This window comes from Bacillus sp. XB1, assembly GCF_053557995.1.
The window spans coordinates 367,295-383,508 of record NZ_JBNRIL010000001.1; the positions used below are offsets into that span (position 1 = coordinate 367,295).

Below are 16,214 nucleotides of genomic sequence, written 5' to 3' on the forward strand. Positions count from 1 at the left end.
GTATAGATTTTGACTAATCATAATGATCATTTAAAAGCAAACTGCGAAAAATGCTTTGGTCTATGTTGCGTTGCATTACCGTTCGCAGCATCGGTAGATTTTGCAGTGAATAAAGATGGTGGTAAACCATGTTCTAACTTACAATCAGATTTTAAATGTAGTATACATAAAAATCTTAGAGGAAAAGGTTATAAAGGTTGTACAGTATTTGAGTGTTTCGGTGCTGGGCAGAAGATTTCTCAGGGTACGTTTAAAGGGATTGATTGGCGGAAAGATGCAAAGCATGCAAGAAAAATGTACGATGCTTTTCCGGTTATGCATCAACTTCATGAAATGCTTTGGTATTTGAATGAAGCGATTCTTTTAAAGGCAACACAGCCAATTCATAAAGAGCTGGAGACCGCAATTGAGGAGACAGAGCGACTTTCGAATTTAAATCCAGATGAGTTAATGAAAATAAATGTTCCAATGCATAGGGCAGAGGTGAACATTCTTCTTTTAGAAACGAGCGAATTAGTATGGAAGGAAATGAATACTGCACGTAAGAAACGAATCATTCACCGCGGAGCAGATCTTATGGGAGCAAATTTGAAAAAGAAAAATTTACAAGGTGCAAATTTAAGGGGTGCTTACTTAATTGCGGCTAACTTAAATGGAGCAAATTTAAGAGGAGCAGATCTTATCGGAGCAGATTTAAGAGATGCAGATATTCGCGGGGCTGATTTTACAAATAGTATTTTTCTGACGCAAGTTCAAATTAACGCAGCGAAAGGGGATAAGCATACGAAATTACCGAAAATGTTATCCCGTCCATCGCATTGGAGTGCGTAAAGAGTGAGGAGTGTTTAGTGTGGATATATTTCAGTATTTAGAAGAGATGCAAGAGGATGTCTTTTCGTTAGCAGTAGAGCAAATAGAAGCGAAGTATTATGATATATACCGATTTGTATTGGTTTTCATGACCAAGATCCAATAATGCGAACAGGCAGAGACTAAAAATCTCTGCCTGCTTTTTATTTCTTTTCAAAAGTAGTAATTAAAACGCTACATATAATAAGAATACCGCCAATAAAAAAGTTACTATTTAATGTCTCATTTAATAAGAGCCAGCCAAGTAATGATCCAACAATAGGTTGGAAGAAGAAAAATAAGGAACCGATGCTTGCATCTATTAATTCTAATCCTTTATTCCAAAGGAAAAAGGCACCTGCTGTTGAGACAATACCTAAGTATAATACGCCTAATATTACGTACGTATTTACTGTTCCGATAGAGGATGTTTGTAGTTCCCATATCATAAAAGGTGTAATAAAAAAGAGTGAAAAGAATATGGCATACGTTGTAATAACTAAGGATGAAAATTGGATTGAAGCGCTTTTTACATAAATAGATAGTAAGGCCCACGTAATAGCGGCTCCAACTAAAATGATTGTTCCGATAAAATAGGAGCCAATTTCAATATCCCATCCGATTACGATAATGACACCGATTGTCGCTATTATAGTAGATAAAAGTCTACGAGCGGTTAGTTTTTCTTTCAAAATGAGCGCTGCAAATATAACCATAAATGCAGGCGTAGCTGATGTAACTAACGAGCCTGTATGAGCGTCGGATAATTTTGTTCCGATAAATTGGCATGTGATTGAAATGAAATATCCAATAAATCCTATCCAAGCGAAGAGGAGCCAATCTTTTTTGCGAATGTTTACTTTTTTCTTTTGTTTTTTCTCAGCTAGTTTCAAAATGCCATACAAAACAACAAAAGCAATGATAAAGCGTAGCCAAACGAGTGTTAGTGGTGGGATAAAATCGAGTACGTATTTGCTAACAACATACATACCACCCCATATACTTGCTGCTAGTGATAAACATATAGCTCCTACAATTGTTTGTTTCATGTAAAGTACCTCCGTCTATTTTTAGGGTATTATGAGTTCCCTAAGACGAGGCGTAGTGTATGTGTTATATGATTGCCCGTCTTAGTTTATAGACGGCCTACAGGTTGATCGTTTTCGAATGAAGTGTTGTAGTACATGCGTGCATTCCTCCTCTTTAAGTTATAATGATATTATAACTTAATTTTCTGATTATTGGAGGTTGTTATGAAATATATCGTTATAAAATCACATGTTAGCAATTATCCTAATCCAATTCGCTTAGAAGAGGGGGATGTAGTGAAAATGATAGAGAGTTACGCTGGTCCGGAAAACTGGGAAAACTGGATGTTTTGTCACGAAGAGAAATATGACCGGAAAGGATGGGTTCCGGAGCAAATTATAAAAAAAGATATGAATGGAACAGGAATTATTATAAAACAATATACTGCGAAAGAATTAAATGTGAGTATTGGAGAAAGAGTGATTGGATTAGAAGAATTCAATGGATGGGTTTGGGGCGAAGGAAGAGATGGTGAGAAGGGCTGGGTACCAAAGGAAAACTTACAAAAATATTAATAATAATATTTGATCAATAATTAGGAAACATATTTTTGCTTATGAGTATATTGGTTGTAGGATAAAAAGTAGATTAATAGAGAAAGAGGAGGAGATTATTATAACTACAACCGTTATTTCACATTTTTACAATGAAGAGTATTTATTGCCATGGTGGCTTATGCATCATACGAAACTTTTTGATCATGGTATTTTAATTAATAAAGGTTCAACAGATCGTTCCGTTGAGATTTGTAAAAAATTCGCACCGCATTGGGAGGTGCGAGATTCTGTAAATCCAGAGTTTGATGCATATGCGACAGATCATGAAGTGATGAGGATAGAACAAGAAGTACAAGGATGGAAAATGATTTTAAATACGACTGAGTTTCTTTGCGTGCAAGATAAAAATCAGTTTTGGAAATCGCTAAATGAATTGGGGGGGAGGATGTATTGGCTGGACGGGCTTATTATGGTTGATGATCCTAACTACAACTATCCGGACCTTAACTTTGGAATACCTTTAATGAAACAGCGATTTCATGGTTATTTACCAGAAGATTGGCCGTTATGGAGAAGAGGTAGATTTATTCATAATCATGAGCATGGAAGTTATACGGTTGGAAGACATTTATCTGCGCATGAATCGATGATTTATCCACCTCTTGCCTGTATATTATGGTTTGGGTTTAGTCCGTGGAACGATGCGATGAGAAAGAGAAAGTTACAAATTGGTCCGACTCTTTCTGAAGCTAGTAAGCATGGGGGAATGGGGACGCACCATATTATTACGTCGGAAAGATTAGGAGAATGGTATAAGGAATTAGCGAGAGGAACGAAGGATTTACGTTTTAATGATGCATATCGTTATGTTTTTGTATAAATGATTTCCACCATAAAATTGTTTCTTCAATTCCTGTATTTAGATCGTATGTTGGTTTCCAGTTTACTTCAGTTTTTAAACGTTCTACATTAACCCCGACAAATAAAGGTTCATCTTTAGAGAAAGGGATTGCACCTAGTTTAATTAAATGTTCTTTTCCTATCTTTTTAGCAATGATAGAAGCTAACTTTTTAATTTGTACAGATTGACCAGAAGCGATATTGATGGTGCCTGTAACGCTGTGTTCTAATATTGTTACGAGAGCGTCAGCGACGTCACTCACATGGAGGAAATCTCTTGATTGTTTTCCATGTGTACATAGTGCTTCCTCGTTTTTTAATAAGGAAGTGATAATGTTAGAAACGAGCCGATTACCTTGTTCGTGAGGTCCATACATATGAAAAATGCGGCCCCAACACATGCTGAGGCCTGTTTGTTGTGCATACGTTTCTAGCCAGGAGTGCAGTGCATTTTTACATAAAGAATACGGGGTTTTATAGGAAAGGAGCGGTGAATCTTCAAATAATACGCCGTTAAACCATTCGTACTCTGCGCCAGTACCTGCAACGACAACACGCTTTCCGCCGCATGTTGTGAAGTGTTGAATCAATGAAATACTAGACTTTAGCCAATAGTAATTATTAATAGATACATAGCATGCTGGTGGCACTGCTTCCCAAGCAAGGTGAATGAGATGGCTAGGCTGAACATCCGAAATGAATTGTTTTACTTCGTCATCGCGAAGCAAGTTTACTTTATGCCAATGGCAAGGGAGGTGAGAGGGGTTATTTTTATTATACGTGGCGTGCACTTCATATCCCTTTTGTATAAGTGAATGTACAACATATTTACCTATCCAGCCACTACCACCTGTTACAACAACTTTCTTCATGGCTCGATCACCTCAATTTCTGGAACCGTCACTAAAAATTTACCGCCCCATTCACGAATGAAAGAGCATTCTTTCATAATTTCGTCTTTCAAATTCCAAGGAAGTATAAGAATGTAATCCGGTTTTGTACGTTTAATTTCTGCTGGAGATTTTATTGGAATACGAGTTCCTGGTAAAAGGAGATTTTGTTTGTGAGGATTTTTATCTACTGTATAAGCTAGAAATTCTTTACCTATCCCGCAATAATTCAAAAGGGTGTTTCCTTTAGCTGGAGCACCGTAACCGATAATTTGTTTGTTTAAAGCTTTCGCTTCAATAAAAAACTTTAAAATATTTATTTTCAATTGTTCGATGCGTTTAGAAAAAAGGAGATAGCAATCTAATGTATCTAACCCGTGGTCGACTTCTTTTTGAATTAATTTTGTAACATTGGAATGGATAGTTGATTGGGCACTTAGATGGTTTACAAAAATCCGTAAGGAACCACCATGCGTTGAAAGTTCTTCTACATCAACAATTTGTAAATGATGATAACTTAAAACTTTTTGAAGGCTTATAAGTGAGAAGTAGGAAAAGTGCTCATGGTAGATAGTATCGAACTGTTTAAAGGATATGAGGTTTAATAAGTGTGGGAATTCAATTGTTATCGTGCCATCTTGTTTTAATAACGTTTTTAAACCGGCAACAAAATCATGCAAGTTTGGAACATGTGCTAATACGTTATTTGCGACGATTAAATCAGCTTGTGGCAATTTTTTTGCTAAGTCATTACTGAAAAAATTTACATGAGTAGGAATTCCTTTTTTGATAGCAATTTCTGCTACGTTTTTCGCGGGTTCAATTCCCAATGTCTCGATATTTTCTTTTTTAAAGTATTGTAATAAGTACCCATCGTTACTTGCGATTTCAATCACTTTTGAATGTTTCGTTAAGTTGAAACGCTTAATCGCCATTTCTACATATTGTTTAGCGTGTAGTAGCCAACTTGAGGAGTAAGAGCTGAAGTATAAATAGTTATGAAAAATATTTTGTGGGGATTCAAATTCATCTAGCTGGACGAGTAAACAAGAGTTACAAACAAATGTGTGCAGCGGATAAAAAGGTTCCATTTTATATGAGCTTTCAGGAGCTACAAATGAATTAGCAAGAGGGGAAACGCCCAAATCTAAAAAAGTGTTGGTTAGTAATGAGTGGCAAAAACGGCATTTTTTCTGTTCCATTTTATAGCCCCCTTATAAATTTTTGAATGCATCGATTTGTTGTCGTGTGAAAGATTCTATATTTTCACCAGATGCATATTTTTTGTACCAATCAACAGTCCAAGCGATAGCATCATCTGTTGATAACTTAGGAGTCCAGCCGAGTTTGTTTACTGCTTTTGTACTATCGAGTGTTAAAACAGGTGATTCATAAGGAGTATTTGTAGAGGAGGAAATGATTGTTAGTGGGTTATTCCATAATTTTATTACAGATTCAATGACATCATGAACGGTTCTGTTAGGTTCATTCATTGGGCCGAAATTCCACGCTTCTGCATATTTAGCATCATTCCAAAGTTTCTCAGCTAAAAGGATATAGCCATGTAAAGGATCTAAAACATGTTGCCACGGACGGACGGCATATTTGTTTCGAATACACAAAGTATGATTGTGCAAATATGCCCGAATGATATCAGGGAATAATCGGTCTTCTGCCCAATCACCACCGCCGATGACGTTACCAGCTCTGACTGAGGCGAGTTTCTGGGTATTAGTGCGGAAGAATGATTTTTGATAGGATGTTGCCACTATTTCAGCGCAAGCTTTACTAGCGCTATAAGGGTCGAAACCTCCTAGTCGGTCATTTTCCACGAACGCTCGGTCGCCACTACCGTCATTCTCATAACATTTATCGCTTGTCACATTAATAATGGCACGTACGCTTTCGATGGACTTTGCTGCTTCTAGCACGTGAACAGTACCTAAAACATTCGTTTTGAATGTATCGATAGGGTTTTTGTATGAAGCGGTTACGATTGGCTGAGCTGCTAAATGAAATATTATGTCAGGTTTATGCTGCTTCATGGCATGAAATAAAGAATGGTAATCTGTAATATCGCCTTTCATTGTCGTGCACTCTTTTGCTACGTTACCTTGTTCAAAAGTGTTAGGAATGGATGGGGGATGAGAAGAAAAGCCTACTACTTCTGCACCTAAAGAACTTAAGAAAAGGGTGAGCCAGGAGCCTTTAAATCCAGTATGTCCTGTAATAAATACTTTTTTCTTATTCCAAAAAGATGATGAAGCCATATTACCAAACCTTCCACGGAGCGTTATTACTTTCCCATAGCTCGACTAATTTATTTTTATCGCGCAATGTATCCATCGGATGCCAAAAACCAGAATGTTGATATGCGGCCAATTCATTTTTGTTTACTAACTGAACTAAAGTGTCTGTTTCAAAAACAGACTTATCTCCACTAATGTAATTGAAAACTTCAGGATTTAAAACGAAAAATCCACCGTTAACCCATCCGCCATCACCTAATGGTTTTTCTTGAAAAGATGTTACAGACTGTTTATCTAATATGAGAGAACCGAATCTACCAGGAGGTTGTACGGCAGTAACAGTAGCCATTTTTCCATGTTTTTTATGGAATGTAATAAGTTCTTTTATATTTACATTACTTAATCCATCACCATAAGTGAGGCAGAAAGGTTCGTCTCCGACATAATTTTGAATCTTTTTCACTCGGCCACCCGTTTCGGTATTTACACCAGTATCGATTAGTGTAACTTTCCATGGTTCTACACGATGAGAATGGCTAGTAATTGTATTATCGTTTAACTGTATTGTGAAATCAGACATGTGTAAGTTGTAATTTAGAAAGAACTCTTTAATTGCATATCCTTTATAGCCTAAGCAAATAATAAACTCAGTAATCCCGTAATGACTATACAAACTCATAATGTGCCATAGAATGGGTTTTGTTCCAATTTCAATCATAGGTTTCGGTTTTAAATGTGTTTCTTCCCCAATTCTTGTACCGTACCCACCAGCAAGAATAACAGCTTTCATTTTTTCCTCCTAAAATAAAAATTTATTATTTATACAGTATTCATGTTTTATGCAAATGAGATTGTTTTTGATTAAGTGAATGAAAATGTTTGAGGTGATGACGATGCAGAAAATATTACGGTTTGAATTTTGGAAATAATTTTTGATATTCAGGGTTATGACGGAGGTCTTGTGTTAGGTTACTAAGCTCTAAAAAACGTATGTCCAGTACTTCAGGAGATTGACCGTAATGTGTTTGAAGTCCCATTTGAACACCCCTTTTTGAAAGGGTAGGTGTAATTTGTAATTTTCTTGCTTTTGATTGTTCATTCCAAGGGCTAAAATAAAATTTTAAAATAAATGAAGGATAGTCATAAATTATATATCCGTGCCGCGAATGATGTCTACCAGGTAAATATGCACCGTCTAGATGATTGTGAATAAATCTCCAAGCACATCCGAGATTTGGGTTATAAGGGAAGACACCGTGGTATCGCTGTTCTACTAAGGGGATAGAATATCTAGGCTTTGAATAATTATAATTATGATTATCTATCATTAAAATCATTCTAATCGCATACATGTTTTGGCCTAGTGTATGAAGAGATGAAAAAAATTCTTCAGTATTATTACAACAAAAGAATTCAGTAGTATTTAAAACGATTTTCCAACCTGAAACTTCTCTTTCAATTTCCATCACTTCAATATCAGTATTAGTTGGATCAAACTCAAGAAATCTTGAATTTCGTACTTCCCAGTGGGGTGCTAATAGTTTACAAATCTCTACGGAACGATCTGTAGACCCTCTATTAACTAAAATGCCGTGATCGAATATTTTCGTGTGATGCATAAGCCACCATGGAAGTAGGTATTCTTCATTATAAAAATGAGAAATGATTGTCTTTTTCATATTAATTCCCTCCTATACAAGCAATCATTATTAGTAGGATATGCTTTTAAATAAGAAAGGTTAAAAGTGGCAGACAATGTAGTGATTAGGTAGTAGTTTAGTAATTTTATTGTATAAGTGTAGATTACTCGTATTGAATCATCATAGGAGGAGATTGGGATTTTGTATAAATTGTGAATAATAAACCGTCACGTTTGACTGTACAGTTTATGTATTGTATGATGTAAGTAATATAAACAAGGGGGGAAGATCGTTGGGAAGGTGTATCGAATCGGACAGTTGGCTCTCATGGCTCACGTGTCGAAACGAACGATTGATTATTATACGAATCTAGGTATCTTAAAAGCGGAGCGATCTCAATCTAATTATCGCTATTACGACGAAACAGCATTTGAGACATTACAATTTATTGAGAAGTGCAAAGAAATGCATATGCCGCTTTGTGAGATTAAAGAGAAAATCGAGGAGAAGAAGAAGCTGCTCGGTATCAATGAACACGTTTCGAAACAAGTGAATGAAGTGACAGACCATATTCATCAATTAGAAGTGGAGCTTACTGAGTTAAAGCCGCTTTTAGATGGATTGACTGATTCACAACGTGAAAAAATATCGAAATCTTTATCTGGTCAAACGACAGCTTTAATACAGACACTTGCTCTATTATTATAGAATAAGTGAAATCCGACCTCTTTAATTTTTGTATCGGGCTATGTTTTCTAACGAACAAATAAGAAAACATTATAGTATACAGGAGGTGGACACCTTAGTTTTTTAACTAAGGGGATTCATTGGAAATATTTAATTTAGTCATGGTTGCGATTTTAATCGCATTTACTGGATTTTTCGTAGCAGCAGAGTTTGCGATTGTAAAGATACGTTCAAGTCGTATCGATCAGCTTGTTGCGGAAGGAAAACGCGGTGCTTTAGCAGCGAAAAAAGTAACAACAAATTTAGATGAATATTTATCTGCTTGTCAATTAGGTATTACAGTTACAGCTATGGGATTAGGTTGGTTAGGTGAACCGACAATTGAAAAGTTATTACACCCGTTATTTGAGAAATGGAACTTAAATCCTTCTATTTCATCAGTATTAACATTTGGTCTTGCTTTTATGATTATGACGTATTTACACGTTGTAGTAGGGGAATTAGCTCCGAAAACGATGGCAATTCAAAAGGCTGAAAGGGTAACGTTATTATTGGCAGGTCCATTAATGATGTTCTATAAAGTAATGTATCCATTTATTTGGGTATTGAACGGTTCAGCTCGTGTGATAACTGGTTTATTCGGTTTAAAGCCAGCTTCAGAACATGAAGTAGCTCATACAGAAGAAGAATTACGTCTTATCCTTTCAGATAGCTATGAAAGTGGCGAAATTAATCAAGCTGAATACAAGTATGTAAATAACATTTTTGAATTTGATAATCGTATTGCAAAAGAGATTATGGTACCGCGAACAGAAATCGTTGGTTTCTACCTGGAAGATTCAGTAGAAGAACACATGAAAGTGATCCAAAATGAGCGATACACACGTTATCCGATTTTTGGAGAAGATAAAGATGATATTATCGGTATGGTCAACGTAAAAGATTTCTTTATTCGATATATGACCGAGGATCAAAAAGATTTATCATCTATTCGCTCGTATATGCGTCCGATTATTGAAGTGATGGAAACGACTCCAATTCACGATTTATTACTTCAAATGCAGAAGAAGCGAATTCCGATGGCTGTTTTATATGATGAGTACGGAGGAACAGCCGGAATTGTAACGCTTGAAGATATCTTGGAGGAAATCGTCGGCGAAATTCGTGACGAATATGATGAAGATGAAGCACCGCCAATTCAACATGTGAACGAGCAACATATCATTGTTGATGGAAAAGTGCTTATCTCAGAAGTGAAAGATTTATTTGGATTACACATCGAAGAAGATGATGTGGATACAATCGGTGGATGGATTATGATGCAAAATCATGAAATCGAAGAAGGACAACACGTTGAGGCGGAAGGTTATGAATTTAAAGTGTTAGAAAAAGACGCTTACCAAATTAAACGTGTTGAAATTCGTAAGATGGAACAAGAACAAGAAGAAGAAGAGAAAGCAGCAACTGTGTAAGTTGCTGCTTTTCTTCTAAAGTACAAAAAATGAGAACTTAGGAGCGGATATTTTGATTCAAGAAGCCTTACGTGTATATCGATTACAATTGTATGTGATCTTTAGTGGTTTACTACTTATGTGGACGATTACTCCGTTTGGAAAACAAGTGACAGGGTTCGGTATTGGATTAGCAGTAAGCGCCTATTGTCTTTGGTTATTAGCTCGCAGAGTGGAGAAACTCGGAAAAAGTATCGTAATGAAGGAAAAGGCTCCTGGATTAGGAGTTTTAAACCGATTTGCAGCTGCTATTTTAGGAGCTATCATCATGTATGAAATTGAGCATGAAATGGAAATGTGGGCATTCGGTACAGGTATTTTAGGTGGTCACTTTTTAATGATTGCAAATTTAGCGTATGCAAATATGCAGTTAGTGAAAGAAGAAGAGAAGCAAAGAGAACATGCTTCGAAAAACATAGAGCTATGATGAAAGGGACCTAATCAGGTTCCTTTTTTAGTTTAGCGATATGATACAAGTAATCAAATTAATGACAAATATAATACGCTTCTTTTTTGTGTTTTTCAATAGTATGAAAAATAATAAAAAAATTTTAAAAAACCCATCGATTTCTAAAGGTTATGTATGTTATTATGACAAAAGACTTTTTGAAAGAGGTGGATACCAATGTTACAAGCGCTACTTATTTTTGTGCTTCAAATTATTTACGTTCCAATATTAACAATCCGTACGATTTTGCTTGTAAAGAATCAAACAAGATCCGCTGCTGGTGTTGGATTGTTAGAAGGAGCTATTTACATTGTCAGTTTAGGTATTGTGTTTCAAGATTTATCAAATTGGATGAACATCGTTGCCTATGTCATTGGCTTTAGTGCAGGACTGTTATTAGGCGGTTATATAGAGAATAAATTAGCAATTGGTTATATTACGTATCAAGTTAGTTTACTAGACCGTTGTAATGAATTAGTAGATGAATTACGTCACTCTGGATTTGGCGTTACAGTATTTGAGGGCGAAGGTATTAATTCTATACGTTATCGCTTAGATATCGTTGCAAAGCGTTCTAGAGAGAAAGAACTTTTGGAAATCATTAATGAAATTGCACCGAAAGCGTTTATGTCTTCGTATGAAATTCGCTCGTTTAAGGGTGGATATTTAACGAAGGCGATGAAGAAAAGAGCGTTAATGAAAAAGAAAGATGAACATGCATCGTAAAAAAAGAGGAGTAGTGCTGCATTAAAAGTGCAGTATAAGTCCAAATGTAAAAGAGAGGAATCTATTTTGATGTAGATTTCTCTCTTTTTTTATGAAAAATATTCATCTATTAATTCAAAAAAACTAAATCGTATAATTATTTTTTTTACTCATTCTCAAATTAATGATTAGCCATATAATTTGAAAAAATACCGGTATGATAAACGCAATTAATAAAACGATAAGTGATATTGATTTAATTTCAGGTGTTTGAATAACACCAGCCCCATCAACATCTCGTAGCCAAATAATAGCGGCCCATATTCCAAAAACGATAATCCAAAATATGTTACCAATCCACCAAGAAATCCATCGTTTTTTCATGTTAGCACCCCCTACATTTATCTACTGTTAAAAGTATATTTTCGTTCGTTACATTTATAATGAAACAACTTTAAAATCAGTTTTTAACTGTATATCTAACTTGTTTGAAGGTTACCATTTCTCCATCATCATTATCATCTTTCGTTTGGAAAAGTTGAACTTTTGGTTTGTAGTCTGTCCTATGAGAGTGTTCGATATCTTTAATGTTAAGCTTGTAGGATTCACCATTTTTTAGTTTTTGTTCCAATACTTTTTTATTAGCAACATAAATAAAAGTTACTTTATTTTCATCAATTCCCTCTGTCTTAATTTCTAACTCATTATCTTTTGCTGTGATCGTTGGTGTTAATAATTCCATACTGCCTTTCCCGCTTTCTAAAGAATTCTCTGCTATAGTTGAACATCCTGATAGTATGATTCCGGTGAATAGAAGAACAAGTAATTTCCTTTTCATAACATCCCCTCCGATTCTATGTGATTTTTGATTTTGGCATTGTTAGACTACTAGTGTGGAGCGTAAATGTTTAGCTAGTACTCTTTTTATTGTACCATAATATGTAAATTAAAAAAGGCTGTATATCCAATGTAAGAGAGACTGAAAAATTTACTTATTGTTGTAAATTCGTGTGTTTTAGCTTCTAGTTCAATCGAAATGTAGACAGGATAAAGAAATTTTTTATAGAAATTTCAATTTTTACATCTTAAAATAATGATAAAGCGTAGATGAATTTATTCACTTCGGAGGTAGTTATTTGAACATTAACGAGAAGGCAATTGAAATGTTTGAACAAAATAAATATGAGGAAGCAATGGAACTGTTTCAACAAGCAGTACATGAATCTAGAGACGTACAATCTCTCAATAATCTGGCTTGGATGTACTTCTATGAGGAAGAGAATGATGATAAAGCTCTTGAATTAATAAGAGAAATTGTTAAGTTGAATCCTTCTTCATACTTTCCTTATAACATCTTAGGGGACATTTACATGAAACAAGAAAAATGGACAGAAGCGAAAGAAGTATTACAAAAATCTATTTCGATTCAACCATCGGATGAAGCATATCATAATGTAGCTGTAGCTCATTATAACCTTGGAGAGCTGGAAAAAGCTTCGGAATTTTTTTTACGAGTTGCAGGGGATTCGGACTATATCATGTATAGCTATGTAAAATGTTTAATTGATTTAGAACGAACGACAGAAGCAAAAGAGAAGTTAGATACTTTTAACAGGGAATCTGATAATTTTTTAGGGGAAATTAATGTAGCAGATTTATATGTTGAATTGAATTGCTATAAAGAAGCAATTGAATGGTTCGAAAAGGGATATAAAGAATGCTGGAAAAGTCCTAATTGGATTGGTAGATTTGTGTATGCTCTATATAAAACGAATAATTTCTCCCGTATAAATGAAGTTATACGGGAATCTATCGAAGCGAAAACAGCAGAAATAGAAGATGTTCAGAATGAAGAAGTAGAAGAAAATTGGACAGAAAATGATAAGAAAGAGTTAATTGAGGAATATACAGAAGAGAATAATTGTTATAAAACAATGGTAGAACGTATCAAATCTGGATATGTTCCAGGGTTAGAATTTGAAACGGATTTTATAGGTGGGTGCTATTTGTTTGGTTGTAAAAGGCATAATCATCTTGAATATGAACAATAAAAAGATTCGACTGTCACATATGATGGTCGAATCTTTTTCGTTATAGGTCGCTTGTATTACATAGGTGTATATCCTCTTTAGAGGCCACTTTTTTTATATTCAAAATATGTAGTGAAATAAAACCAATAAGTCCTATTCCGCCAAAAATAAGCCATGGTGTATACATTCCGCTTAAGTTGGATGTAAAAGATGTACCGGTATAATTACCAATGATAAAACCAAATGCGAGTGATAGTTGATAAAATCCGAAGAAAGTGGCTGTATATGATTCATTACTGTAATTTGCAATAGCGATATCAGCGTTAGGTAATACGAGTGTTTCACCGATTGTAAATAAAATTACACAAATAAAGAGCCAATATGGGTGTTGAAATAAAGGAATGAGTAAAAAGGAAATACTCATTAATAAAACACCGTATTTAATAATCGAAAGTGTGTTGTATTTGTGGAATAATTTTCGGAATAATACCATAAATATGACGCCTGTTATCGCATTTATCGTAATAACGAGTGTAGCAAGTTGATTGCTATTACTAATGTTTTTCATATGAAGTGGAAGTGCGACAGTAAGCTGAGTAAACATAATATAGAAGAAAATCATGATAAAGGAAAACAGAAGGAAAGATTTGTTTTGTAAGATGACCTGTATTCCTAATGTAATAGACGTGTTTTCAGTAGTGACTTGGAAGTGATTTTTAAGTAAGTAAAAAATAAAAGCAAATAACAGCATAAGAGATCCTGTTAGAGAGAAAGCGTAGAGTGGATCGAGTAAGAGTAAGAATCCTCCTGCAATTGGTCCGATTATTGCACCGCAATTAAAGCTAAGGTTTAAATATGTAAATAAATTTTTTCTCAAATGAGCTGGCTGTGAGCCAAATATAGCGCGAGCGGCAGGTTCGTAAAATGCAGTTCCGAAGCCAATAAGTGCAGAAGAAATAGAAATTGTATAGAAATCAGAGCATATTCCTAAAGCGATAAATCCGACTCCTCTTAAAAATAATCCGGCTATCATCATAATGATATAGCCTATTTTGTCAGCAATTAACCCTGAGAATAATGGGATAACTCGTGATGTAATTGTCATAATCGTCAACACTGTTCCTACTTGGACAGCAGAAAAATGAAGAAAGGTTAATAGATAAATAGCTAAAAATGCGTATACTGCAAAATACCCAAAAGACATAAAAAATGAAGAAATAAGCATGAAACGTATCGGTGTTGAGAAACCTTTCATAGAAATCCTCCTAATTATGTAACCAGTAAAATTATTTGATGGTTAACTATTTTATACTATAATTATACATAAAGTCAGAAAAAAGTAAATTTTAAGAAGAAGGTGGATCGAATTGAATCAAAACGCTCCAAATGAACTAGAATATATTCGGGAATTTTTAAATACATGGAGAATACCAAACGATACGAGAGAGCCAATTGATTTGCTGCAAACAAAAGAAGATATAAAGCTCTTTATGAAAGAATATTTTGATGAAGAGTTTCCATTTCATAGGATAGAGGAATTAAGAGGTTTTCGAGAAGATATTCGGATGACAATTGAAGGCAAAGGATCATTGCAAAAATGGTTAGAGAAATACCCATTTCATGTACATATAAAGGATGATATGAAAGGTATTACATATGAACCAGTATATGAAAAGAATGTGTATACAAAAGTGTTAAGCATTGTATTAATGTCAATTCAAGAAAATGTGTGGGGAAGGTTAAAAGCATGTCCAGATTGCCGCTGGGTATTTTATGATCATTCGCGTAATGGAAGTAAAAGATGGTGCGGTATGTATGCTGGAGAAGAAGGAGGAAGAGCGTGCGGTACAATTGCAAAAGTGAAAAATTACCGAGCGAAGAGAAAAGGAAGAACGGGTTATGATGTGTAATTAATAGTGGGGAAGAAAATGGATGGGGGAATGTAGCATATGAAAGGTACACAAATGTTAGCTTTAAATAAAAAGTGTTGGGATACAGTTGCACCTTATTTCTTTCAAGTGGATTGTTTACCGAAATATGGTCCTTATACGGCGTCTGAAGATGAGATTCATTTGTTCGATTCAATTAAAGATAAAAAGGTACTTGATATTGGATGTGGAAGTGGGCATTCGCTGAAATATATGGGGGAACATGGAGCAGAGGAAGTATGGGGCCTGGATCTTTCAAGTGAACAAATTAAAATAGCGAATGAAACGTTAAAGAGTTGGAATCCAAAGTTAATATGTGGAGCAATGGAAGAAGAAGGGGATATACCGAAAGATTATTTTGATATTGTATACTCCATTTATGCATTAGGCTGGACTTCGGATTTAAGAAAAACGTTGGAATTGATTTATTCGTATGTAAAGCCAGGAGGAAGTTTTATTTTTAGCTGGGAGCATCCCATATATTCAAACTTACAGTATGGTACAGAAGAAGTTGCTATAAAGTCTTCTTATCATGAGGAAACGCCCATTACGTTTGAAACATTTAAAGGAGAAAATGTACAAGCGACATTATATAAGAGAAAAATAAGTACATACATAAATGAGTTAAATAGAGCGGGATTTAAAATTGAGAGAATAGAAGAGCCTGAACCATCAAGCTCGTTTGATGGAGAACTAGCTGAGCCGTCTACGAAGTATTATTCTTTATATAAAGCTAGAATGGTGCCGACTACTTTTATTATTAAAGCTAGAAAGTAAAGTGTTTTTATAAA

General features: G+C 34.9%; 20 protein-coding genes. 11 read left to right on the forward strand and 9 right to left on the reverse strand.

Features of this window, described 5'->3' with window-relative positions:
- Window positions 1–9: 9 nt before the first annotated feature.
- Both ACK1U5_RS01785 and ACK1U5_RS01790 read left to right on the forward strand, forming a co-directional pair.
- The gene (locus ACK1U5_RS01785) at window positions 10–831 is read left to right on the forward strand and encodes a pentapeptide repeat-containing protein (RefSeq protein WP_000181431.1); all 822 of its coding nucleotides are present in this window, start codon (window positions 10–12) and stop codon (window positions 829–831) included.
- A gap of 19 nt (window positions 832–850) precedes the next feature.
- Entirely contained in the window at window positions 851–976 is a 126-nt protein-coding gene (locus ACK1U5_RS01790) for a hypothetical protein (RefSeq protein ID WP_255256462.1), read from the forward strand.
- Window positions 977–1,013: 37 nt separating this feature from the next.
- Here ACK1U5_RS01790 and ACK1U5_RS01795 read toward each other — a convergent pair whose 3' ends face one another.
- Window positions 1,014–1,898: a DMT family transporter gene (locus ACK1U5_RS01795; RefSeq protein ID WP_061139068.1), complete on the reverse strand. Its 885-nt coding sequence runs from the start codon at window positions 1,896–1,898 to the stop codon at window positions 1,014–1,016.
- A 204-nt stretch (window positions 1,899–2,102) separates the two neighbouring features.
- On the opposite strand from ACK1U5_RS01795, the gene ACK1U5_RS01800 reads away from it, so the two are divergent.
- A complete protein-coding gene (locus ACK1U5_RS01800) occupies window positions 2,103–2,453 on the forward strand; it encodes an SH3 domain-containing protein (RefSeq protein ID WP_000875282.1) in 351 nt (116 codons plus the stop codon).
- A gap of 61 nt (window positions 2,454–2,514) precedes the next feature.
- Window positions 2,515–3,315, forward strand: a complete 801-nt coding sequence (locus ACK1U5_RS01805) for a glycosyltransferase family 2 protein (protein ID WP_076774856.1) — start codon at window positions 2,515–2,517, stop codon at window positions 3,313–3,315.
- Here the strand turns inward: ACK1U5_RS01805 and ACK1U5_RS01810 are convergent.
- The 5 genes from ACK1U5_RS01810 to ACK1U5_RS01830 form a co-directional block, all read right to left on the reverse strand.
- Window positions 3,284–4,207 carry an NAD-dependent epimerase/dehydratase family protein gene (locus tag ACK1U5_RS01810; RefSeq protein ID WP_000758375.1) on the reverse strand — a complete coding sequence of 308 codons (924 nt, stop codon included), beginning with the start codon at window positions 4,205–4,207 and terminating at the stop codon, window positions 3,284–3,286. The genes ACK1U5_RS01805 and ACK1U5_RS01810 overlap by 32 nt on opposite strands.
- Window positions 4,204–5,427 (reverse strand): class I SAM-dependent methyltransferase, encoded by a 1,224-nt coding sequence (locus tag ACK1U5_RS01815; RefSeq protein WP_000435776.1) that lies wholly within the window; start codon window positions 5,425–5,427, stop codon window positions 4,204–4,206. The genes ACK1U5_RS01810 and ACK1U5_RS01815 overlap by 4 nt, the downstream gene beginning before the upstream one ends.
- Window positions 5,428–5,439: 12 nt before the next feature.
- Window positions 5,440–6,495 (reverse strand): CDP-glucose 4,6-dehydratase, encoded by a 1,056-nt coding sequence (gene rfbG / locus ACK1U5_RS01820; RefSeq protein ID WP_000168666.1) that lies wholly within the window; start codon window positions 6,493–6,495, stop codon window positions 5,440–5,442.
- A gap of 1 nt (window position 6,496) precedes the next feature.
- Window positions 6,497–7,264: a glucose-1-phosphate cytidylyltransferase gene (gene rfbF / locus ACK1U5_RS01825; protein ID WP_000648807.1), complete on the reverse strand. Its 768-nt coding sequence runs from the start codon at window positions 7,262–7,264 to the stop codon at window positions 6,497–6,499.
- A gap of 115 nt (window positions 7,265–7,379) precedes the next feature.
- Window positions 7,380–8,153: a glycosyltransferase family 2 protein gene (locus ACK1U5_RS01830; protein ID WP_448814762.1), complete on the reverse strand. Its 774-nt coding sequence runs from the start codon at window positions 8,151–8,153 to the stop codon at window positions 7,380–7,382.
- Between the two features lie 261 nt (window positions 8,154–8,414).
- On the opposite strand from ACK1U5_RS01830, the gene ACK1U5_RS01835 reads away from it, so the two are divergent.
- From ACK1U5_RS01835 to ACK1U5_RS01850, 4 genes are all read left to right on the forward strand, one after another.
- A complete protein-coding gene (locus ACK1U5_RS01835; RefSeq protein WP_000285635.1) occupies window positions 8,415–8,822 on the forward strand; it encodes a MerR family transcriptional regulator in 408 nt (135 codons plus the stop codon).
- Window positions 8,823–8,941: 119 nt separating this feature from the next.
- Window positions 8,942–10,273 (forward strand): hemolysin family protein, encoded by a 1,332-nt coding sequence (locus tag ACK1U5_RS01840; protein WP_000402257.1) that lies wholly within the window; start codon window positions 8,942–8,944, stop codon window positions 10,271–10,273.
- A 52-nt stretch (window positions 10,274–10,325) separates the two neighbouring features.
- On the forward strand, window positions 10,326–10,739 hold the full coding sequence (locus ACK1U5_RS01845; protein ID WP_000613876.1) for an ATP synthase subunit I: 414 nt from the start codon (window positions 10,326–10,328) through the stop codon (window positions 10,737–10,739).
- A gap of 198 nt (window positions 10,740–10,937) precedes the next feature.
- Window positions 10,938–11,486, forward strand: a complete 549-nt coding sequence (locus ACK1U5_RS01850) for a DUF2179 domain-containing protein (RefSeq protein ID WP_000938438.1) — start codon at window positions 10,938–10,940, stop codon at window positions 11,484–11,486.
- Between the two features lie 123 nt (window positions 11,487–11,609).
- On the opposite strand, the gene ACK1U5_RS01855 is transcribed toward ACK1U5_RS01850, so the two are convergent.
- The gene (locus ACK1U5_RS01855; protein WP_000747679.1) at window positions 11,610–11,849 is read right to left on the reverse strand and encodes a DUF3923 family protein; all 240 of its coding nucleotides are present in this window, start codon (window positions 11,847–11,849) and stop codon (window positions 11,610–11,612) included.
- Between the two features lie 76 nt (window positions 11,850–11,925).
- Window positions 11,926–12,303 carry a hypothetical protein gene (locus ACK1U5_RS01860; protein WP_065845320.1) on the reverse strand — a complete coding sequence of 126 codons (378 nt, stop codon included), beginning with the start codon at window positions 12,301–12,303 and terminating at the stop codon, window positions 11,926–11,928.
- A gap of 298 nt (window positions 12,304–12,601) precedes the next feature.
- Between ACK1U5_RS01860 and ACK1U5_RS01865 the strand changes: the two genes are divergently transcribed.
- The gene (locus ACK1U5_RS01865) at window positions 12,602–13,516 is read left to right on the forward strand and encodes a tetratricopeptide repeat protein (RefSeq protein WP_069604984.1); all 915 of its coding nucleotides are present in this window, start codon (window positions 12,602–12,604) and stop codon (window positions 13,514–13,516) included.
- 40 nt (window positions 13,517–13,556) lie between these two features.
- On the opposite strand, the gene ACK1U5_RS01870 is transcribed toward ACK1U5_RS01865, so the two are convergent.
- Window positions 13,557–14,750: an MDR family MFS transporter gene (locus tag ACK1U5_RS01870; protein WP_000675759.1), complete on the reverse strand. Its 1,194-nt coding sequence runs from the start codon at window positions 14,748–14,750 to the stop codon at window positions 13,557–13,559.
- 112 nt (window positions 14,751–14,862) lie between these two features.
- Between ACK1U5_RS01870 and ACK1U5_RS01875 the strand changes: the two genes are divergently transcribed.
- The gene (locus ACK1U5_RS01875) at window positions 14,863–15,405 is read left to right on the forward strand and encodes a CGNR zinc finger domain-containing protein (protein WP_001072941.1); all 543 of its coding nucleotides are present in this window, start codon (window positions 14,863–14,865) and stop codon (window positions 15,403–15,405) included.
- Window positions 15,406–15,444: 39 nt separating this feature from the next.
- The gene (locus ACK1U5_RS01880) at window positions 15,445–16,200 is read left to right on the forward strand and encodes a class I SAM-dependent methyltransferase (RefSeq protein WP_000679180.1); all 756 of its coding nucleotides are present in this window, start codon (window positions 15,445–15,447) and stop codon (window positions 16,198–16,200) included.
- The last annotated feature ends 14 nt before the right edge of the window (window positions 16,201–16,214 follow it).